Genomic DNA, 20,062 nt, shown 5'->3' with positions numbered 1-20,062 from the left:
GAGCAAAACCCTATGCGTAAAATCAAATCAATGTGCTTGCAAGGCCTTGGCGTTGCAGCCTTGGCGCTTGGCATGTCTTCAGCAATGGCTGCGGATAAACCAGAGCTGAAAATCGGTTTCGTAAACGGCTGGGACGACAGTGTCGCAGTCAGCAACGTTGCGGCTGAAGTACTCGAAAGCAAACTCGGTTACAGCGTCAAGCTGCAAGCGGTAGAACCTGCAATCATGTGGCAAGGCGTGGCCCGTGGTGACCTTGATGTGACCCTGTCTGCTTGGCTGCCAACGACTCACGGCGAATACTTCAAACGCTTCAAAGATAAGGTTGAAGTCCTCGGCACTAACTATCAAGGCGCTAAAATCGGCCTGATCGTGCCTGACTACTTCGCGGCTAAAAGCATCGAAGACCTGAACAAGTACAGCAAAGACATCGACGGCAAGATCACCGGTATTGATGCCGGTGCAGGCGTTATGCGCCGTACCGAAGACGCGATCAAGCAGTACAACCTCGACATCAAGCTAATGCCAAGCTCAGGCCCAGGCATGGCTACCGCCCTGGCGCGTGCGGAGAAAGACAAGAAGGCAATCGTCGTAACTGGCTGGATTCCACACTGGATGTTCGCCAAATGGAAACTGCGCTTCCTTGATGACCCGAAAAAAGTCTTCGGCGATGACGAGCACGTAGACACCGTGGCCAACCCTGCACTGGCAACTAAAGCACCCGATGCTGCAGCATTCCTGAAGAAAATCTCGTGGAGTGGTGAAGAAGTGGGTACGGTCATGTTGGCCATCCGCGAAGGCGCTGACCCTAAAGATGCTGCCAAAAAGTGGATTGCTGATAACCCTGAGCGCGTAGCTGAGTGGCTTAAATAAGCCGTATTTATCTCAGTGTTAAAAAGCGGACTTCGGTCCGCTTTTTTTGTGCGCGAATATTGATACCACCAAGACCAAGACTTACTCAGCAGGTAAGCACTTGGTTAACAGCGCCAATAACGCTTCGCGCTCAGCATCACTCAACGGTGCGAATGCTGCAGTTTCAGCCGCATAAAAGATATCCAAAGCCTGATCTTTAACCTGCGCGCCTTGCGCAGTCACGCTCAACTGCACACTGCGTTGATCTTGCGGGTCTGGCTCACGTTTTATCCAGCCGCGCGCCTCAAGGCTGCGCACCCGCCGAGTAATCAAGGCCTTGTCACAACCATTGAGTTTTGTCAGCGCGAGCGGATTGAGACCCGGCTGCTCCGCCAATTGCTCAAGCAACAGGACATCTGGCGGGTTAAGTGCAAGATTCGCTTCACGCAGATCGCGTAAAACATTGTGTTTCATACCCATAATCAGCCGACGCAGGGCGCGAGATAACGCTTGGTTGGTCACGGTGGAAACACTCGGAAGTAAGGATTCTGTAAACAATGTTGACTCAGTCAACCCTATCGCGAGAATGTTGACCCTATCAACTATATCGCATTTTGTACTGAACTTACCTGCCAGACACCGCAGCGCTGGTTGCCAGTACGTCGTAACGGAGAGCAGGGCATGCAAGGCAACCTCGGGGATCCGCTGAAAAATGTAGCGAGCGAAGATAGTACAAGGCAAAAGAGTGCGAAAAAGCGACCGGGGTCGCGCTCGACTTTACGTGCTGTAAATGAGCATTTTGAGCAGTTTTTTAACGCAGTAATATCTAGCGTAGTAGTTTTTCAGAGATCCCTCAGCCCCTTACTAATTATCTCGATGGTCGCATTGAGTGTCGTGTTAACTGGCTGTGATAAGCCCAACGCACCGGCCGAAAAACAGGCACAACAAGTTGGCATTGTCACCCTCAAAGCCAGGCGCTTCGAGCAAACGGTCGAGTTGCCAGGGCGCACCACGGCATTACGTGTCGCAGAGGTTCGCCCGCAAGTTGACGGCATCATCCTTAAGCGCCTGTTTGAAGAAGGCCATGATGTAAAAGCTGGGCAAGTGCTCTATCAGATAGACCCAGCAACTTATCAAGCCACGTTAAAGAGCGCCGAGGCGACGCTCGCTTCAGCTAGAGCCAAAGCCAAGCGCTATGAGTTACTGGTCGCCAACCAGGCAGTTAGTCGTCAAGACTACGAAGCCGCCCGCGCCGCCAGCCTCGAAGCCGAAGCAGCCGCAGACCAAGCCCGCATCAACCTGCGCTATAGCAAGATCACAGCCCCCATCAGTGGCCGCATCGGACGTTCCACGATCACCGAAGGCGCGTTGGTGACCAATGGTCAAAGCACTGCCCTTGCAACGATCAAACAATATGATCCGATCTACGTCGACGTCACCCAGTCAGTTAAAGACCAACTGGCACTGCGCACAGCTATCGCCGTAGGAGAACTCGACAAAGCAGGTAAAAACCAGGCTGAAGCCCGGTTAATTCTTCCAGACGGCAGCCAATACCAGCACACGGGTACGTTGCAGTTTTCCGAGGTGTCAGTTGACGAAACAACCGGCTCGGTAACCCTGCGCGCAGTTTTCCCCAACCCCGACCATATGCTGCTGCCCGGAATGTTCGTGCACACCAAGTTGATCAGCGGTGTGCGTAAACAGGCAATTCTCGCACCCCAGCAAGGTATTACCCGCGACCACAAAGGCGAGCCTGTTGCCCTGTTGGTGGATGCTGATAACAAAGTGGTGCTGCGCTCAATTACGACCCACAGCACGTCCGGCAGTAACTGGCTCGTGACTGCTGGGCTGAAGGATGGCGATCGCTTGATCACAGAAGGCCTGCAATACGTTCTGCCTGGCGACACAGTCAGCCCCGTCGCTGCGCAGAACATCAAAGGCATGAGTGACCCTGAGCCGGAAGCCGAGATTGAGACAGAAGTAGACCCCGCGACCATTCCGGCAAATGCCGCTGAACCTCAATAAGGAGCGGCACGCATGTCTCGTTTTTTTATCGACCGGCCGATCTTTGCCTGGGTAATTGCGCTGATGATCATGTTGGTTGGCAGCCTGGCCATCCTCAACTTACCGATCAATCAGTATCCCAGCATTGCTGCACCGGCCATTGGCATCAGAGTCACTTACCCCGGCGCCTCTGCGCAAACCGTACAAGACACTGTCGCTCAGGTAATCGAGCAGCAGCTCAACGGCCTGGACAACCTGCGCTATATCTCTTCCGAAAGTAACTCAGATGGCACCATGACCATTACGGTGACTTTCGATCAGGGTACCGATGCCGATACCGCCCAGGTGCAAGTGCAGAACAAACTGCAACTGGCGACTCCGCTATTGCCCCAAGAGGTGCAGCAGCAAGGTATTCGTGTCACCAAAGCAGTGCGTAACTTCCTGATGATTGTCGGCGTGGTGTCCACAGATGGCAGCATGGACCGCGACGATCTCGCCGATTACATCGTCTCCAATATTCAAGATCCGTTACTGCGGGCCAAAGGCGTAGGCGACTTCCAGATTTTTGGCGCGCAGTACGCCATGCGTATCTGGCTCAGCCCGGAAAAGCTGAACAATTACCAGTTGACGCCAGTGGATGTTAAAACCGCCATTCAAGCGCAAAACGTGCAGATTTCCTCCGGCCAGTTCGGTCAGTTGCCCGCTCAGAATGGCCAGCAACTGAATGCGACAATTATTGGCAAAACCCGCCTGCAAACCCCGGAGCAATTCGAAAAAATCCTGATCAAGGTCAACTCTGATGGCTCACAGGTTCGCCTGGGTGATATCGCAAAAGTTGAATTGGGAGGGGAAAACTACAGCACCTCGGCAGAATATAATGGCAATCCCGCAGCGGGCATGGCGATCAGGCTGGCGACGGACGCCAACGCGCTAGAAACCTCGGCAGCCATTCGCAGCACCCTCGAAGAGCTCAAGCCATTCTTCCCGAAAGGCCTTGAAATCGTTTACCCCAACGACACAACCCCAGTGATTGCCGGTTCGATCAAAGAGGTGATTTTCACCCTGATGGAAGCCATCGTTCTGGTGTTCTGTGTGATGTATCTGTTTTTGCAGAACTTCCGTGCCACGCTGATCCCTACCTTGGCCGTGCCGGTTGTGTTGCTTGGCACGTTTGCAGTGCTCGATGCATTCGGCTTCAGCATTAATACCCTGACCATGTTCGGTATGGTGCTGGCGATTGGGTTGCTGGTGGATGACGCCATTGTCGTGGTGGAGAACGTAGAACGGGTGATGGCCGAGGAAAAGCTCTCCCCGCTCGAAGCCACACGTAAATCCATGGGCCAGATTCAGGGAGCGCTGGTCGGGATTGCGCTGGTGCTGTCTGCTGTGTTTCTACCGATGGCGTTCTTCGGCGGCTCGACCGGGGTCATCTATCGCCAGTTCTCGATCACCATCGTTGCCGCGATGACCCTCTCGGTACTGGTTGCACTAATCTTCACTCCGGCGCTGTGCGCAACCCTGCTCAAACCGATCAAAGACGGCGAGGTCCACAGCAAGCGCGGCTTCTTCGGCTGGTTCAACAAAACCTTCGAACGCGGTGTTAATGGCTATGAGCGCAGCGTCGTCAGTATCCTCAAACACAAGCTGCCCTACCTCATTCTTTACGCCTTGATTCTGTGCATCATTGCCTGGATGTTCAGCCGTATTCCCAGCGCATTCCTACCCGAGGAAGACCAAGGCTCGTTCTATGCGCAGGTGCAAACACCGTCTGGCTCCAGCATGGCGCGGACCAAGGAGGTCGTGGATCAAGTACGTGATTACCTGCTCAATGAGGAAGGCGATATTGTCGAGTCGGTATTCAGTATCAGCGGCTTCAACTTTGCAGGTCGCGGGCAAAGCTCTGGCATGGCGTTTGTGACCCTGAAACCTTGGGAGGAGCGCCCCGGCGAGGTCAACAGTGTCTTCAGTCTGGTGAGTCGTGCGCAAGAGCGCTTTCGCTCAATCACCGACGCCATGGTGTTTGCCTTTGCCCCACCCTCCATTCGTGAATTAGGTAACTCCAGCGGTTTTGACATGTTCTTGCAGGACCGTGCTGGCGTCGGCCATGAGGTCATGACTGAAGCGCGGGATCAGTTGCTGAGGATGGCGCGCGAGAACCCGGTGCTCACAGGCGTGCGGGCTAACGGCCTGAAAGATGAGCCGCAATACCAACTGGAAATCGACGACGAGCGAGCGCGAGCGCTGGGATTGAGTCTCAGCGACATCAACAACACACTGTCGATTGCCTGGGGCTCCAGCTACGTCAACGATTTCATCGATAAAGGCCGGGTGAAAAAAGTTTACCTGCAAGGTGAAGCCTCAGCACGCATGGCCCCCGAAGATTTGAACAAATGGTACGTGCGCAACAGTGAAGGCAAAATGGTGCCCTTCAGCGCCTTTGCGGGCGGTAAATGGGTATCCGGCTCACCGAAGCTGCAGCGTTATAACGGTGTTTCAGCCATGGAGGTTCTCGGTGCTCCCGCCGAGGGCTACAGCACCGGCGAAGCCATGCAAGCGATGGAAGAGATGGCCGCAAAACTGCCTCTCGGCGTGGGCTATTCCTGGACAGGCATATCTTATGAGGAACGCTTGTCTGGTTCACAAGCACCCGCGCTGTATGCCTTGTCGATGATCTTCGTGTTCCTGTGTCTGGCGGCGCTTTATGAGAGCTGGACCATTCCGTTTGCAGTCCTGCTCGTGGTGCCTCTGGGGATAGTCGGTGCATTGCTGGCGACCAGTATGCGCGGGCTGTCCAACGATGTGTTCTTCCAGGTCGGCTTGCTCACAACCATTGGTTTGGTGGCGAAAAACGCCATTCTGATCATCGAGTTCGCCAAAGAGCTTAACGACAATGGCAAAGGCCTTGTCGAGGCCACGCTTGAGGCCTGCCGCATGCGCTTGCGACCTATCATCATGACCTCGCTGGCGTTTATTCTCGGCGTGGTACCACTGGCAATTTCCAGCGGTGCGGGTGCGGGTAGCCAACACGCAATCGGCACTGGCGTTATCGGCGGCATGCTTAGCGCAACCGTGCTGGCAATATTCTGGGTACCGTTATTCTTTGTCCTGGTCAGCTCTTGGTTTAAACCAAGACAGCGGATAAAGACTGCGCAGGATGAGGTGCAGCCATGAATAAATTTAGCCTGAGCATTATCACCCTTGCCCTGCTCAGTGGCTGCTCGATGAACCCTGAGTACAGCCAGCCACAGTCACCCGTTGATACGGTTTACCCAAGTGCCGACGCTTATCCGACGCAAGGCACGGCCGAAGCAACTCAGTTGCAGGAGTGGCGCAGCTTTTTCAAGGATCCGGCGCTGATCAAGCTGATCGAACAATCACTTAACAACAACCGCGACCTGCGCGTTGCGGCCTTGAATGTAGAGGCGTATCAGGCGCAATACCGCATCCAGCGGGCCGAGTTATTTCCTGAGGTTAATGCCAATGGCACGGGTACACGTCAGCGCATACCCGAAGGGGTCAACCAGAGCAGTGATTCGAGCACTAACAGCCAATACAGCGCCACTTTAGGCGTCAGTGCTTGGGAGCTGGATTTCTTCGGCCGCCTGCGCAGTTTGAATCAGGCAGCTCTTGAGCAATATTTCGCCACGATTGAGGCGCAACAAAGTGTGCGCATCAGCCTGATCGCCAGCGTCGCCAATGCCTGGTTTACCTTGCAGGCCGACCGGCAACTGCTGCAAATCACAGAGCAAACGGGCAAGACCTACCAAGACAGCTATGACCTGACCAAGCGCAGTCTGGAAGCCGGAGCTGTTTCGGCGATTGTTTTGAGCCAAGCGAAAACCTCGCTGGATAGTGCCAACGTGGTGCTGGCTCAATATCGCCGGCAAGTGGCCCAGGACCAAAACGCATTGGAGCTATTGCTCGGTGGTGCTCTGCCGCAAGATCTGCCCGCCAGCCCGGATTTAAACGACAATCTGCTGACTGAATTACCAGCAGGTCTGCCCTCTCAGTTGCTGCAACGCCGCCCTGATATTCTCCAAGCTGAACACATGCTCAAAGCCGCTAACGCCAATATTGGTGCGGCGCGCGCAGCGTTCTTTCCCAGCATCAGCCTCACCGCCAACGCAGGCACCATGAGCTCGTCGTTGTCAGACTTGTTCAGTGGCGGCACCGGCACCTGGCTGTTTCAGCCAGAAATCAATCTGCCGATTTTCAACGCCGGGCGCCTGAATGCCTCACTGGATGTGGCTGAGATTGAGAAAAACAGCCAGATCGCGCAATACGAAAAAGCCATCCAACTGGCCTTTCAGGAAGTGTCCGACGGTTTGACCGCACGCCTGACCTACAAAGAGCAGCTTGCAGCGCAACAGGAATTACTCAATAGCACCCAGCAATACTTCGACTTGGCGCAACAGCGCTATCGTGGCGGAGTTGACAGCTATTTGATCTTCCTCGATGCCCAGCGCCTGCTGTTTCAGGTGCGTCAGGACTTGATCAGCGACCGTCTCGCCCAACTCAGTAGCGAAGTAAACCTGTACAAAGCCTTGGGCGGTGGCTGGCAGCCCGGTAGCGAGCTGGCCGACGGTTCATAAGCTGACGGATAAGGTGGATGAAGCTTTTTCATCCACCTGTTAATCGCACCGTACACTTCAGCATGGGCTCGCTTTGTGCGCGCCCTGCTGCGCATTTAAGCAGGCAACGCAAAGACCTTGGCCAGGTGCGCGGCATAACGTGCACGGTCTTGTTCGACTGCTGGCGCTTTCATCACATCGTTACAGATAAAGGTCGGCAAACCGCTCAGGCCGAGAAACTCATTGGCTTTGTGAAACGGTAGATAGACCGCATCAACACCCTTGCCAGAGAAAAAGTCAGTCGGGTCATCAAACGCCTGAGTCGGCGCATTCCAAGTCAAAGACAGCATGTATTGCTTGCCTTGCAGCAAGCCGCCGCTGCCATACTTCTGCGAGCTGTCGGAACGGGTACGGCCATCATTGGCGTACAAGCTACCGTGGCCCTCGGTAAACACCTCATCGATGTATTTCTTGACCGTCCAAGGTGCGCCCATCCACCAACCCGGCATTTGATAGATGATCACGTCAGCCCAGAGAAACTTCTCAACCTCTTCCTGAATATCGTAACCATCATCGATGCGAGTTGCTTTTAACTCAAAACCTGCGTGGTCAAGCACCTGCAACGCAGTCTCATGCATGGTGCTGTTATAAAGCCCCGCAGAGTGAGCGAACTGTTTACCACCGTCGAGCAGCAGAACTTTTTTCATTACGTTAGACATATCGAAACACCCAGTAAGTTTTAGTTGTGCGCAGTTTAGAGACCTTGAGCACAGCTAAAAATAGAGTGGTGGACAAATGACATTTGCTTAAAAGTCACTAATACAACTGGATTTACTGCTTTAAAGTGCACTCATCAATCACCCCTCTGAGTGCGACTCATGACCCAGCCTTATGCCTTTATCCTCGACGCCTACACACGCCCGGAACAGTCCGAGGCATTCGCGAATCTGTTTCGCGGCTATATCGCATCCAGTCGGGCTGAAGATGGCTGCATTGAGTACCACATGCTGCGCGACCCACTTGAGCCTACGCGCTTTACCTTTTACGAAGTCTGGCAGGACCAAGCCGCTTTCAACCGCCACGTAGCCTTGCCGCACATGCGTGAGTTCCATGAGCAGCGCATGAACTATCTGAGCCGCGAGCTACAGGTCAGAATGATAGAGCCAGCGGTTGCTGAGCCTCTGTAATGAGCGACTTGGACGGTTAAAGTCATAAGAGGCCGAATCACCAGCGCTAATATTGATTGATCGATCAACAAAAATGGCCCTAGACTGGGCGCCCTTATAAGCGCCTGTTGGAGTCTCAAATGCCCAAGGTCGGAATGCAGCCGATCCGTCGATCACAGTTGATCGCTGCGACCCTTGAAGCAGTTGATAAAGTTGGCATGAGCGACGCCAGTATTGCTTATATCGCCAAGCTGGCCGGGGTTTCCAATGGCATCATCAGCCATTATTTCAAAGATAAAAATGGCTTGCTCGAAGCCACCATGCGCCATTTGATGCTGGCGTTGAGCGATGCGGTTCGCGAACGCCGCAGCGCCCTCAAGGACAACAGCCCACGGCACAACTTGCGCGCGATAATCGGCGGTAACTTTGATCAAAGCCAAGTCAGCGGCCCGGCGATGAAAACCTGGTTGGCCTTCTGGGCCAGCAGCATGCATCAACCTTCACTGCGGCGCTTGCAGCGGGTCAACGACCACCGCTTGTATTCCAATCTCTGCGGGCAATTTCGTCGCGTATTACCACAAGAGCGTGCTCGCACCGCTGCACGCGGTCTGGCCTCGTTAATTGATGGCTTGTGGCTGCGAGGTGCATTGTCCGGCGAGGGTTTTGATACCGAAGAAGCGCTGAACATCGCCTACGACTATCTCGACATGCAACTCGGCGAAGCCGTTTAACCGCGGCACCACACAACAACGAAAACACGCTACAAATTGCCCCGCTGTCGGCACCTCTGACCAAGCGCTAAACAACCTCAAGACCGCGTAAATCCTGTCGCTAACAGAGCGCTTTCGGTCGCCATTGAGTTTTTTATTGATTGATCGTTCAATAAAAATAACGTAGCCTAATGGCATCATTTCCGGCCGTCATCCTGCAGTTGAACTGCGCGCTGCCCACCGCCGACCTATTCGACAAAGGCGCTTTAAGTCATTTGTCTGCCTTGCACAGAACAACCGAGAGAGGATTTCCCATGGCTCGATTCGAAGACCAGAAACTCTATATTGGTGGTCGCTACGTCGACTCCAGCAGCGCTTCAACATTCGAAAGCATCAACCCCGCCACCGGTGAAGTCCTCGCCAATATTCAGCAAGCCAATCAGCAGGATGTGGATAACGCCGTTGCCAGCGCCCACCAAGGGCAAAAAATCTGGGCAGCCATGACGGCCATGCAACGCTCAAGAATTCTGCGCCGCGCAGTCGATATTCTGCGCGAGCGCAACGATGAACTGGCCGCGCTGGAAACCCTCGACACTGGTAAACCCCTTTCCGAGACCCGCTTTGTCGATATCGTCACCGGCGCCGATGTGCTTGAGTACTACGCCGGTTTGATCCCAGCGATTGAAGGTGAGCAAATCCCGCTGCGCGACAGCTCATTCGTTTACACCCGCCGCGAGCCACTGGGCGTAGTCGCGGGCATTGGCGCATGGAACTATCCGATCCAGATCGCCATGTGGAAATCCGCACCCGCATTGGCTGCCGGTAACGCGATGATCTTCAAGCCCAGTGAAGTCACTTCGCTGAGCGCGGTAAAACTGGCTGAGATCTACACCGAAGCTGGCGTTCCAGACGGTGTCTTCAACGTACTCACCGGTAGCGGTAGCACGGTTGGGCAGATGCTGACTGAGCACCCGGGTATCGCCAAAATCTCATTCACCGGCGGCACTACCACCGGCAAGAAGGTCATGGCCAGCGCCTCTAGTTCAACGCTGAAAGATGTGACCATGGAACTGGGCGGCAAGTCTCCGCTGATCATCTTTGAAGATGCTGATCTCGACCGCGCAGCAGACATCGCGATGATGGCCAACTTCTATAGCTCGGGTCAGGTCTGCACCAACGGCACTCGGGTGTTTATCCCGCGCATGCTGCAGTCACGCTTTGAGAGCAAGATTGTCGAGCGCGTGAAACGTATTCGCATGGGCGACCCGCAAGACGAAAACACCAACTTTGGTCCGCTAGTCAGCCAAGGGCACATGCAAAACGTGCTGCGCTATATCGAAACCGGTAAAACCCAAGGAGCTCGTTTGCTCTGTGGCGGCGCACAGGTCACCGACGGTGAGTTCGCCAAAGGCACTTACGTGGCGCCAACAGTCTTCACCGATTGCACGGATGACATGACCATCGCCCGCGAAGAAATTTTCGGCCCGGTCATGAGCATTCTGGTTTACGACACTGAAGATGAAGTGGTGCGCCGTGCCAACGATACCGACTACGGCTTGGCCGCTGGCATCGTCACCCGCGACCTGAACCGTGCTCACCGGGTTATCCACAAGCTGGAGGCTGGTATTTGCTGGATCAATACCTGGGGCGAATCAGCCGCCGAAATGCCTGTTGGCGGTTACAAGCAGTCCGGCGTAGGCCGTGAGAATGGCCTGAGCACATTGACCCACTACACGCGCATCAAGTCGGTTCAAGTTGAATTAGGCGATTACGCCTCGGTGTTCTAACCGCAAACGCTGTGGCCAACCAGCGCATGACCCACACTCGTCAGCGCTTTAAGGCCCTGCTACTGCCGTTTAGACAGATGCTGAAAGCAACGACCGAGAACGTCATGCAACCGCCGCAACGCAGGTACAGATCATGAATCAAGAATTTGACTACATCATCATTGGTGCTGGCTCTGCTGGCAACGTCCTGGCCACCCGCCTGACTGAAGACAGCGATGTCAGCGTGCTGCTGCTCGAAGCTGGCGGCCCAGACTATCGCCTTGATTTCCGTACGCAAATGCCTGCTGCGCTGGCCTTCCCGCTACAAGGCAAGCGCTATAACTGGGCATACGAAACCGACCCAGAGCCGCACATGAATAACCGGCGCATGGAGTGTGGCCGCGGCAAAGGTTTGGGCGGCTCATCGCTGATCAACGGCATGTGCTACATCCGCGGCAACGCCATGGACTACGACGGCTGGGCGAAAAACACTGGCCTCGAAGACTGGAGTTATCTCGACTGCCTGCCGTACTTTCGCAAGGCCGAGAGCCGCGACATTGGCGCCAACGCCTATCATGGCGGCGATGGTCCGGTGAGCGTGTGCACCCCGAAAACCGGCAACAACCCATTATTCCACGCGATGATCGAAGCCGGTGTGCAGGCCGGTTATCCACGTACCGATGACCTCAATGGCTTTCAGCAGGAAGGCTTCGGGCCGATGGATCGCACGGTAACCCCAAAAGGCCGGCGCGCCAGCACCGCCCGCGGTTATCTGGACCAGGCCCGAGGGCGCAGCAATCTAAGCATAGTCACCCATGCCCTGACTGATCGCATCTTGTTCAGCGGCAAACGCGCAACGGGTGTGGCTTATTTGCAGGGCAACAGCGACACGCCGGTCGAGGTCACCGCCCGTCGTGAGGTGTTGCTCTGCAGCGGCGCGATTGCCTCACCGCAAATTCTCCAGCGTTCAGGTGTTGGCCCGGCAGCGTTACTCAAGGAGCTGGATATTCCAGTGGTCCACGACCTGCCCGGCGTCGGCGAAAACCTGCAAGACCACTTGGAAATGTATTTGCAGTACAGCTGCAAACAACCGGTGTCACTCTACCCAGCCCTTAAGTGGTGGAACCAGCCGACAATTGGTGCCAAATGGATGTTCATGGGCAACGGCGTCGGTGCCAGCAACCAGTTTGAGGCTGGCGGTTTTATTCGCTCGCGAGAAGAGTTTGAGTGGCCAAATATTCAATATCACTTCTTGCCTGTGGCAATTAACTACAACGGCAGCAATGCGGTCAGTGAGCATGGCTTCCAAGCTCATGTAGGCTCCATGCGTTCACCGAGCCGCGGCCGTGTGCGCGCCAAGTCTAAAGACCCGCGCCAGCACCCAAGCATCCTGTTCAACTACATGGCGCACGAACAGGACTGGCAAGAGTTTCGCGACGGTATTCGTATCACCCGCGAGATCATGGCGCAGGTTGCGCTGGATCCTTATCGTGGCCGCGAGATCAGCCCGGGCATCGATGTCACCAGCGATGAGCAGTTGGATAACTTTATCCGCGAACATGCCGAGACCGCCTTCCATCCTTCGTGCTCGTGCAAGATGGGCGAAGACGACATGGCTGTGGTTGACGGCCAGGGCCGAGTGCATGGCCTGCAAGGTCTGCGCGTAGTCGATGCCTCGATCATGCCGCTGATCACCACCGGCAACCTCAATGCACCGACCATCATGATGGCCGAGAAGATCGCAGATAAAATTCGCGGACGCGCGCCATTGCCACGTAGCACCGCTCCGTACTATGTCGCCAATGGCGCAGCCGTTCGCGGGCCTGCCATGCGTGCATCGGCGACTACGCGATAAGACCTGCGAACAGTAGGGTGTGACAACGCGCAGCTTGTCCACCGGCGCTCGGTCAATAGCCGCAGGTTTTTGCTGTGGCTGGCGGACAAAAGAGCGCTGTCTGCCCTACGTCGGGTGCGTTCGCATTAAATGGTTGAGAACGCCCAGCCGTTCCAGGCAGACTGTCTAAAACAAGGCATTGCCAACATTAGCTACAATATTGCATTACAGTTGTAGGGGTTTGCTGTGACTGAGGTTCACTATGCTGCCGCTTGATCCCCGCACCGCCCGCCTGTTGCCCTGGATTGTTGCCATCGCGTTTTTTATGCAAACGCTGGACGGCACCATTCTCAATACCGCCCTACCGAGCATGGCTCATGATCTGGCCGAAGACCCACTGCGCATGCAGTCGGTGGTCATTGCATACATGCTGACCGTGGCCTTATTGATTCCGGCATCCGGCTGGATTGCCGATCGCTTTGGCACCCGGCGGATTTTCTTTGGGGCCATTCTCTTGTTCAGCGTCGGCTCATTGCTTTGCGCGCTGTCCCAATCACTCAATATGCTGATCGGTGCCCGGGTAATTCAGGGCCTGGGCGGCGCTTTAATGATGCCAGTTGGGCGCTTGGTGGTGCTGCGCGCGTATCCGCGTAGCGATCTAGTGCGGATTATGAGCTTCATCACCCTGCCCGGCCTGCTCGGCCCGTTAATTGGCCCGACACTGGGTGGCTGGCTGGTTGAATACACCAGCTGGCACTGGATATTTCTCATCAACCTGCCGGTCGGTGCGCTGGGTTGCTGGGCAGCATTCAAGGTGATGCCGGACTTACGCGGACCTAAACGCACCCGCTTTGATGCGATTGGTTTCATCTTGTTTGGCGCCTCTATGGTGCTGATCACCATCGCCCTTGAAGGTTTGGGTGAGCTGGGCATGGCGCATGTGCGGGTGATGCTGCTGTTGCTTGGCGGCCTGGCCTGCCTGGCGGCGTATTGGTTGCGTGCAGGGCGCACGGAAAATGCGCTGTTCTCGCCCAAGCTCTTTAACACCCGCACCTTCGCGGTGGGTATTCTGGGCAATATGTTCGCTCGCTTAGGCAGTGGTTCATTACCGTTTCTGACGCCGCTACTGCTGCAACTGGCCATGGGATATTCACCCTCGCAAGCGGGCATGAGCATGATCCCGCTGGCACTCGCGGCGATGCTTATGAAGCCGCTGGCCAAACCGCTGATTGATCGCCTCGGTTATCGACGCATTCTCACCGGCAACACCTTGCTGCTTGGTGCGCTGATCGCCAGCATGGCCTTGGTTGATGCGAATAGCTCACCGGTGCAACTGATCATTCAACTGTCACTCATCGGTGCCTTCAACTCATTGCAGTTCACCGCGATGAATACCGTCACCTTGATCGATTTGCGTGATGACGAGGCGAGCAGCGGCAACGGCTTGCTCTCTGTTGTGGTGCAACTGTCGATGAGTATCGGAATTGCTGCGGCAGCGGCCCTGCTGAGCGGGTTCACCGCAGAGAGCAAAGGCGATCCCGATGCTGTTGTGTGGGCGTTCAAAGCCACTTATTTGTGCATCGGGTTACTTTCAATGTTCGCAGCCGCGATATTTTTGCAGTTGTCCCCAGCCGAGGGGCGTCAGCCAAGACGTGCTGACCCCGCGCACGATCCGCAGGATTAAATCGCTGCAATATTCAGCTAATCGAGCAGCATCACCTGCGGCTGCTCCCGCAACCACCGGGTTAAGTCGTCCATTACCAGCTCCCGTTGTTGAGCCCGCAGTAGAATTCGGCGACGCGCGCAGACTAGAAAACCTTCAGGCAGCGTCAACTCTTTTCAAGCACTTCGGTCGGCCCAACCACAGTGCGGGACGCTGCACCTGTTACACTGCGCGCCATTTCGTTTTTGCAGGTCTGTACCGTGACTAACACCGCTTTTTCATCTCTGCCGCTTTCCGCCGCCATGCTGGCGAATCTCGAGTCCCTCGGGTATGCGCAGATGACCCCAATTCAAGCGCAAAGCCTGCCGGTGATACTCAAAGGTATGGACCTGATTGCCCAAGCGAAAACCGGCAGTGGTAAAACCGCCGCTTTCGGTATTGGCTTGCTCAACCCGCTGAACCCGCGCTTCTTTGGCTGCCAGGCGCTGGTGATGTGCCCAACTCGCGAATTGGCCGACCAGGTGGCCAAAGAGATTCGCCGTCTGGCCCGCGGCGCCGACAACATCAAGGTGCTGACTTTGTGTGGCGGCGTGCCGTTTGGCCCACAAATCGGCTCGCTGGAGCACGGCGCACAGATCATCGTCGGCACACCGGGTCGCATTCAACAGCACTTGGCCAAGGGCACATTGAAACTCGATGGCCTCAATACGCTGATCCTCGACGAAGCCGACCGCATGCTCGACATGGGCTTCTACGACAGCATCGCCGAGATTATCGGCTACACACCAGATCGCCGCCAGACACTGCTGTTCTCAGCCACATACCCGAGCGCCATCAAACAATTGTCGGCCTCATTTATGCGTGACCCGCAGCGGGTAAAAGCTGAAGCCATGCACGATGACACGCAAATCGAGCAGCGCTTCTACGAAATCTCTCCAGAGGAGCGCATGGACGCCGTGGTCAAGGTGTTGGCCAGCGCTCGTCCAGAATCGGCCGTGGCCTTCTGTTTCACCAAACAGCAATGCCAGGAAGTGGTCGATCACCTTGCCGCCAGCGGTATATCCGCAGGCGCTCTGAATGGCGACCTTGAGCAACGTGATCGCGATCAAGTGCTGGCGATGTTTGCTAACCGCAGCCTTAGCGTTTTAGTGGCAACCGATGTTGCGGCTCGCGGCTTGGATATCGACGCCCTCGACATGGTGATCAACGTTGAACTGGCGCGTGATTCTGAAACCCATATTCACCGCGTCGGCCGTACCGGTCGCGCAGGAGCCAAAGGCGTTGCCGTAAGCCTTGTTGCACCGCCTGAAGCACACCGTGCCCAAGCAATTGAAAAGCTCCAGCAAGGTGCGCTGAACTGGCACCCGCTGAGCAGCCTCAAGCCCATGGCTGGCGACCCGCTGCAGCCACCGATGATCACTCTGTGCATTGGCGCCGGGCGTAAAGACAAGTTGCGCCCCGGTGACATTCTCGGTGCCCTGACCGGCGATGCCGGTATTCCTGGCACTCAGGTCGGCAAGATCGCTATTTTTGACTTCCAGGCTTACGTGGCAGTCGAGCGCAGTGTTGCCAAACAGGCACTCAAGCGCCTTAGCGACGGCAAAATCAAGGGCCGCACCCTGCGCATTCGCGCGCTTTGAACCTGTTATTGGCGCGTCGGCGCGCGCCAATAACAACCGTTGTTTCAGCTTGCCCGTCGAGCGCTGAAACAAAACGGTCACTGCTCGCTCTATAGCCTTGATGGACTCTCCAATCAAGGCAGGAGTAGCACGTGAATTTGCGCAAATTCTTTACAACCTTGATCCTCATGACGATCAGCTCGATGAGCTATGCAGCCGACGGTCTCATTACGCTGAAAAGTCCCTACAACGTCAGCAAGACCATGCAACGCGTCGAGCATGCAGTCACCACCCGTGAGCTGACTATTTTTGCCAAAGTTGATCATGCCGCCGGCGCAGCCAAAGTCGATATGGCCCTACGCCCAACCCAGCTACTGATATTCGGTAACCCCAAAGGCGGCACACCGCTGATGGAGTGCGCGCAAACCTCGGCAATTGATTTACCGCTCAAAGTACTGGTCTGGCAGGACGCATCCGAGCAAGTCTGGGTGGGTTATAACGATCCGGCTTATATCGGCGCCCGTCACGGGGCCAGCGACTGCCCGGTGATTACCAAGCTGCAAACTGTTCTGCAGGCCATTGCTGATGAGACCGTCGCGCCTCAAGCACCGTGATCCAGTGATACGCGCATAGCGCCTTCGGGTAATATGCGCGCACTGTGTCTCTGGGTTGAGGAAGTTGCTGTGCTCGCTGCAAATGTTGTCATCATCGGTGCCGGTGCGGCCGGTCTTATGTGCGCCCTCACTGCGGCTGGCCGTGGCCGCAGCGTGCTGCTGCTCGACCACGCCAATAAAGCGGGCAAGAAAATCCTTATGTCTGGTGGCGGGCGCTGCAACTTCACCAATATGTATTGCGAGCCGGGCAACTTTCTTTCCGGCAACCCACACTTCTGCAAATCCGCGTTGGCGCGATACAGCCAGTGGGACTTCATCGGTTTAGTCGCCAAGCATGGCGTGCCTTATCACGAGAAGAAACTTGGCCAGCTGTTTTGCGACAACAAGTCCAGCGACATTCTGCAAATGCTTTTGTCCGAGTGCGAAGCGGTAGGCGTTGATCTGCGTCTTGAGACTTCAGTCAAAACCATCAGCAAGCAGGAACAAGGCTACAGCCTCGAAACCTCTATCGGCACCGTCCAATGCCAGTCGTTGGTTATCGCCACTGGTGGCCTTTCCATCCCAACTTTAGGTGCCACTGGTTTTGGGTATCAGGTCGCCAAGCAGTTTGGCCATGAGCTTCTGCCAACCCGTGCAGGTCTGGTGCCGTTCACCATTACCGACCCTCAACTGAAAACCCTGTGCACAGAACTGTCTGGGACTTCGGTTGAAGATTGCTTGGTCAGCTGCAATGGCACCAGCTTTCGCGAAAATATCCTGTTCACTCACCGTGGGCTGAGCGGCCCGGCGATTTTGCAAATATCCTCATATTGGCAACCCGGTGACCGCATAACAATCGACCTGTTGCCGCATATTGATTTGCCCCAATGGCTGGCCACGCAGCAGAGCGAACGCCCCAACAGCGAGCTTAAAACTCTGCTGGCAGAGCTCTTCACCAAGAAGATGGCGGGGTTGCTTGCCGACAACTGGTTTGTCTCAAAACCGATGAAGCAGTACACCCCGAGCGAGCTTAAAACCATTGCCGAGGCGTTATCAGACTGGCAATTAGTGCCGGCTGGCACTGAAGGCTATCGCACGGCAGAAGTCACCTTGGGCGGGATCGACACACGTGAGGTGTCATCAAAAACCCTTGAGTCACTAAAGTCGCCTGGTCTTTACTTCATTGGTGAAGTGCTGGATGTCACCGGACATCTCGGCGGTTTTAACTTTCAGTGGGCATGGGCGTCCGGTTATGCGGCAGCGCAATACGCATAGTCGCCTTTTTCAGAGATTCCCTAAATAATCCAAGCAGCATGGAACTGCCGTTTAACTGCGCAATCTGCTTTAGTAGATAGAGTATTTGTAGCAAGAGTGTCTCGCCGACTGCTGTTCGACCTACACAGGATTGATCGCTACATGACTCAAGACCAAGGATTGATCTTTGCCATTCTCGCCATAACCATGGGTTTGTTTATCTGGGGACGCTGGCGGCATGACATCGTCGCGCTCGGCGCCTTATTAGCCTGTGTTATCTGCGGCTTGGTAGCCGACCAGAACGCCTTTGCTGGCTTCGGCCATCCGGCAGTAATCACTGTTGCCTGTGTGTTGGTGCTCAGCTATGGCCTGCAGATCACCGGTGCGGTTGATGCGCTGGCGCAGCGAGTGATACCCAGCAAGGCTGGGCCAATGATGACGATGACAGCCCTGACGTGTTTAGGCGCCGTGCTGTCGGCTTTTATGAACAATGTCGGCGCACTGGCGCTGCTGATGCCCATAGCCTTGCAGGTTGCCAACAAACAATCGTTACCGCCCGGGCGAGTTCTGATGCCGCTGGCCTTCGGCACCATTCTTGGCGGCATGACCACCTTGATCGGCACGCCCCCTAACTTGATTGTCTCCAGCTTTCGCGCCAAAACCGATGCGGGCCCGTTTGCCATGTTTGATTTCAGCATGGTCGGTGTTCCTGTTGCGCTGATCGGTATTGCCTTTATTTTGCTGATTGGCTGGAGACTGGTGCCAAAACGCCAAGTCGGCAACGCAGCAAGCTTCGAAACCGGCACTTATCTCACCGAAGCGCGCGTGGTCAAGGGCGGCAAGGCCATTGGCCAAAGCATCCGTGAAGTCGAGCAGTCGCTGGAGGAAGCTGATGCGCAAATTGTTGCAATGGTGCGCAACAAAATGCGCTTATCAGCCCCCAACCCACGGCGCGTACTTGAGATTGATGATGTGCTGGTAATTGAGGCTGAGCCCGAGTCTCTAGGCAGCGTGTTGAGCAATCTTGGCCTGACACTGGAAGCCAGCGACTCAGCCAAAAAGAACAAAGAAGCCGATCCCAAGAACGAGCGCGAAGCAGGCGACGACGATAAAGCAGACGCAGCTGAATCAGACAAAAAGGACAATGGTGAAGCCAGCATATTGCAAGAGTTACTGGTTAGACCTGACGCCCAACTGATCGGTCGTACCGCCAGCGGTACGCGACTGCGCAGCCGTTATTCGATCAATCTGTTAGCCATTTCCAGACAAAGCCACCGCTCAATAAAACGCCTGCGCTCGACACAAATCCAGAGTGCCGATGTATTACTGATGCAGGGCTCGCTGGAAGATATTGCCGAGTTCGCAGCTGACTACGGCTGTGTCCCCCTGGCCGACCGCGCAATCAGTATTCCTAACCCCGGCCAAGCAGGATTAGCGATTGGCGTGATGGTCGTCGCAATTGCCCTTTCAGCCTTCGGCTTATTGTCTGCGGCGGTGGCTTTCGCCTGTGGCGTGCTGGTGTTTATGGTGATGCGCGTGGTGCCTTTGCGCTCGTTCTACGAGTCAATCGACTGGCCAGTGATTGTCTTGCTCGGCGCGTTGATACCTGTGGCTGGAGCCATGTCATCAACCGGGGCGGCTGACTTACTGGCCCGCCTGTTGATGGAGCACATTGCCCAAGGGGAACCAATCGTGGTGCTAACGGTGCTGCTGATCGTCACCATGACCCTTTCTGACTTTATGAACAACGCTGCTACCGCGGCGGTTATGTGCCCGATTGCGCTGAGCCTGGCCAATCAGCTCGAGGTCAATTCAGACCCATTGCTGATGGCGGTGGCCATTGGCGCCTCGTGTTCCTTCCTGACACCAATCGGACACCAGAACAACACCTTGATTCTAAGCCCCGGTGGTTTTCGCTTCGGTGATTACTGGCGCCTCGGCTTACCACTGGAAATTGTCGTGGTGGCGCTCAGCGTGCCAATGCTGCTTTGGGCTTGGCCGCTGTAACGGCCAAGCTACTTAGCCAAACTACA

Annotated in this window: 15 protein-coding genes; 13 read left to right on the top strand and 2 right to left on the bottom strand. The window is 55.5% G+C overall.

Features of this window, described 5'->3' with window-relative positions; translation table 11 throughout:
- Nucleotides 1–12 precede the first annotated feature (12 nt).
- Nucleotides 13–870 (top strand): glycine betaine ABC transporter substrate-binding protein, encoded by an 858-nt coding sequence (locus tag B9K09_RS02270; protein ID WP_087515327.1) that lies wholly within the window; start codon nucleotides 13–15, stop codon nucleotides 868–870.
- 81 nt (nucleotides 871–951) lie between these two features.
- Here B9K09_RS02270 and B9K09_RS02265 read toward each other — a convergent pair whose 3' ends face one another.
- Nucleotides 952–1,323: a MarR family winged helix-turn-helix transcriptional regulator gene (locus B9K09_RS02265; protein WP_157699317.1), complete on the bottom strand. Its 372-nt coding sequence runs from the start codon at nucleotides 1,321–1,323 to the stop codon at nucleotides 952–954.
- A gap of 402 nt (nucleotides 1,324–1,725) precedes the next feature.
- Between B9K09_RS02265 and B9K09_RS02260 the strand changes: the two genes are divergently transcribed.
- Genes B9K09_RS02260 through B9K09_RS02250 form a run of 3 tightly spaced genes read left to right on the top strand, consistent with a single transcriptional unit; the run spans nucleotide 1,726 to nucleotide 7,445 of the window.
- The gene (locus B9K09_RS02260; protein ID WP_087515325.1) at nucleotides 1,726–2,874 is read left to right on the top strand and encodes an efflux RND transporter periplasmic adaptor subunit; all 1,149 of its coding nucleotides are present in this window, start codon (nucleotides 1,726–1,728) and stop codon (nucleotides 2,872–2,874) included.
- Between the two features lie 12 nt (nucleotides 2,875–2,886).
- Nucleotides 2,887–6,024, top strand: coding sequence for an efflux RND transporter permease subunit (locus B9K09_RS02255; protein WP_087515324.1), 3,138 nt, complete (start codon nucleotides 2,887–2,889; stop codon nucleotides 6,022–6,024).
- Nucleotides 6,021–7,445 (top strand): efflux transporter outer membrane subunit, encoded by a 1,425-nt coding sequence (locus B9K09_RS02250; RefSeq protein ID WP_087515323.1) that lies wholly within the window; start codon nucleotides 6,021–6,023, stop codon nucleotides 7,443–7,445. Before B9K09_RS02255 ends, B9K09_RS02250 begins: the two co-directional genes overlap by 4 nt.
- 95 nt (nucleotides 7,446–7,540) lie before the next feature.
- On the opposite strand, the gene B9K09_RS02245 is transcribed toward B9K09_RS02250, so the two are convergent.
- Complete coding sequence (locus tag B9K09_RS02245; RefSeq protein ID WP_087515322.1) at nucleotides 7,541–8,131, bottom strand: NAD(P)H-dependent oxidoreductase; 591 nt, start codon at nucleotides 8,129–8,131, stop codon at nucleotides 7,541–7,543.
- A 171-nt stretch (nucleotides 8,132–8,302) separates the two neighbouring features.
- Here B9K09_RS02245 and B9K09_RS02240 point away from each other — a divergent pair, with 171 nt between their 5' ends.
- The 9 genes from B9K09_RS02240 (at nucleotide 8,303) to B9K09_RS02200 (ending at nucleotide 20,036) form a co-directional block, all read left to right on the top strand.
- Nucleotides 8,303–8,611: a putative quinol monooxygenase gene (locus tag B9K09_RS02240; protein ID WP_087515321.1), complete on the top strand. Its 309-nt coding sequence runs from the start codon at nucleotides 8,303–8,305 to the stop codon at nucleotides 8,609–8,611.
- A gap of 119 nt (nucleotides 8,612–8,730) precedes the next feature.
- Nucleotides 8,731–9,321: a transcriptional regulator BetI gene (betI, locus tag B9K09_RS02235; protein ID WP_087515320.1), complete on the top strand. Its 591-nt coding sequence runs from the start codon at nucleotides 8,731–8,733 to the stop codon at nucleotides 9,319–9,321.
- Between the two features lie 293 nt (nucleotides 9,322–9,614).
- On the top strand, nucleotides 9,615–11,087 hold the full coding sequence (betB, locus tag B9K09_RS02230; protein WP_087515319.1) for a betaine-aldehyde dehydrogenase: 1,473 nt from the start codon (nucleotides 9,615–9,617) through the stop codon (nucleotides 11,085–11,087).
- A 133-nt stretch (nucleotides 11,088–11,220) separates the two neighbouring features.
- Nucleotides 11,221–12,921 carry a choline dehydrogenase gene (gene betA / locus B9K09_RS02225; protein ID WP_087515318.1) on the top strand — a complete coding sequence of 567 codons (1,701 nt, stop codon included), beginning with the start codon at nucleotides 11,221–11,223 and terminating at the stop codon, nucleotides 12,919–12,921.
- Between the two features lie 241 nt (nucleotides 12,922–13,162).
- Complete coding sequence (gene mdtD, locus B9K09_RS02220; protein WP_087515317.1) at nucleotides 13,163–14,584, top strand: multidrug transporter subunit MdtD; 1,422 nt, start codon at nucleotides 13,163–13,165, stop codon at nucleotides 14,582–14,584.
- Nucleotides 14,585–14,823: 239 nt separating this feature from the next.
- Complete coding sequence (gene dbpA, locus B9K09_RS02215) at nucleotides 14,824–16,203, top strand: ATP-dependent RNA helicase DbpA (RefSeq protein ID WP_087515316.1); 1,380 nt, start codon at nucleotides 14,824–14,826, stop codon at nucleotides 16,201–16,203.
- Between the two features lie 131 nt (nucleotides 16,204–16,334).
- On the top strand, nucleotides 16,335–16,796 hold the full coding sequence (locus B9K09_RS02210; protein ID WP_087515315.1) for a DUF302 domain-containing protein: 462 nt from the start codon (nucleotides 16,335–16,337) through the stop codon (nucleotides 16,794–16,796).
- A gap of 33 nt (nucleotides 16,797–16,829) precedes the next feature.
- Nucleotides 16,830–18,050 carry an NAD(P)/FAD-dependent oxidoreductase gene (locus B9K09_RS02205; RefSeq protein ID WP_371917427.1) on the top strand — a complete coding sequence of 407 codons (1,221 nt, stop codon included), beginning with the start codon at nucleotides 16,830–16,832 and terminating at the stop codon, nucleotides 18,048–18,050.
- A 141-nt stretch (nucleotides 18,051–18,191) separates the two neighbouring features.
- Nucleotides 18,192–20,036, top strand: coding sequence for an SLC13 family permease (locus tag B9K09_RS02200; protein WP_087515314.1), 1,845 nt, complete (start codon nucleotides 18,192–18,194; stop codon nucleotides 20,034–20,036).
- Nucleotides 20,037–20,062 lie beyond the last annotated feature (26 nt).

Source organism: Pseudomonas sp. M30-35 (assembly GCF_002163625.1).
In the GTDB taxonomy this organism is placed as follows: domain Bacteria; phylum Pseudomonadota; class Gammaproteobacteria; order Pseudomonadales; family Pseudomonadaceae; genus Aquipseudomonas.
Note: the sequence above shows the minus strand (reverse complement) of the source record. Positions and strands in the feature narration are given on the sequence as shown.

What these genes read in the sequence shown, in the direction of transcription:
- B9K09_RS02260 (WP_087515325.1), top strand. Translation starts at nt 1,726, where the DNA reads ATGGTCGCATTGAGTGTCGTGTTAACTGGCTGTGATAAGCCCAACGCA.
- betB (WP_087515319.1), top strand. Translation starts at nt 9,615, where the DNA reads ATGGCTCGATTCGAAGACCAGAAACTCTATATTGGTGGTCGCTACGTC.
- betA (WP_087515318.1), top strand. Translation starts at nt 11,221, where the DNA reads ATGAATCAAGAATTTGACTACATCATCATTGGTGCTGGCTCTGCTGGC.
- B9K09_RS02245 (WP_087515322.1), bottom strand. Translation starts at nt 8,131, where the DNA reads ATGAAAAAAGTTCTGCTGCTCGACGGTGGTAAACAGTTCGCTCACTCT.
- B9K09_RS02265 (WP_157699317.1), bottom strand. Translation starts at nt 1,323, where the DNA reads ATGAAACACAATGTTTTACGCGATCTGCGTGAAGCGAATCTTGCACTT.
- B9K09_RS02200 (WP_087515314.1), top strand. Translation starts at nt 18,192, where the DNA reads ATGACTCAAGACCAAGGATTGATCTTTGCCATTCTCGCCATAACCATG.
- B9K09_RS02250 (WP_087515323.1), top strand. Translation starts at nt 6,021, where the DNA reads ATGAATAAATTTAGCCTGAGCATTATCACCCTTGCCCTGCTCAGTGGC.
- mdtD (WP_087515317.1), top strand. Translation starts at nt 13,163, where the DNA reads ATGCTGCCGCTTGATCCCCGCACCGCCCGCCTGTTGCCCTGGATTGTT.
- B9K09_RS02205 (WP_371917427.1), top strand. Translation starts at nt 16,830, where the DNA reads ATGCGCGCACTGTGTCTCTGGGTTGAGGAAGTTGCTGTGCTCGCTGCA.
- B9K09_RS02240 (WP_087515321.1), top strand. Translation starts at nt 8,303, where the DNA reads ATGACCCAGCCTTATGCCTTTATCCTCGACGCCTACACACGCCCGGAA.
- betI (WP_087515320.1), top strand. Translation starts at nt 8,731, where the DNA reads ATGCCCAAGGTCGGAATGCAGCCGATCCGTCGATCACAGTTGATCGCT.
- B9K09_RS02255 (WP_087515324.1), top strand. Translation starts at nt 2,887, where the DNA reads ATGTCTCGTTTTTTTATCGACCGGCCGATCTTTGCCTGGGTAATTGCG.
- B9K09_RS02270 (WP_087515327.1), top strand. Translation starts at nt 13, where the DNA reads ATGCGTAAAATCAAATCAATGTGCTTGCAAGGCCTTGGCGTTGCAGCC.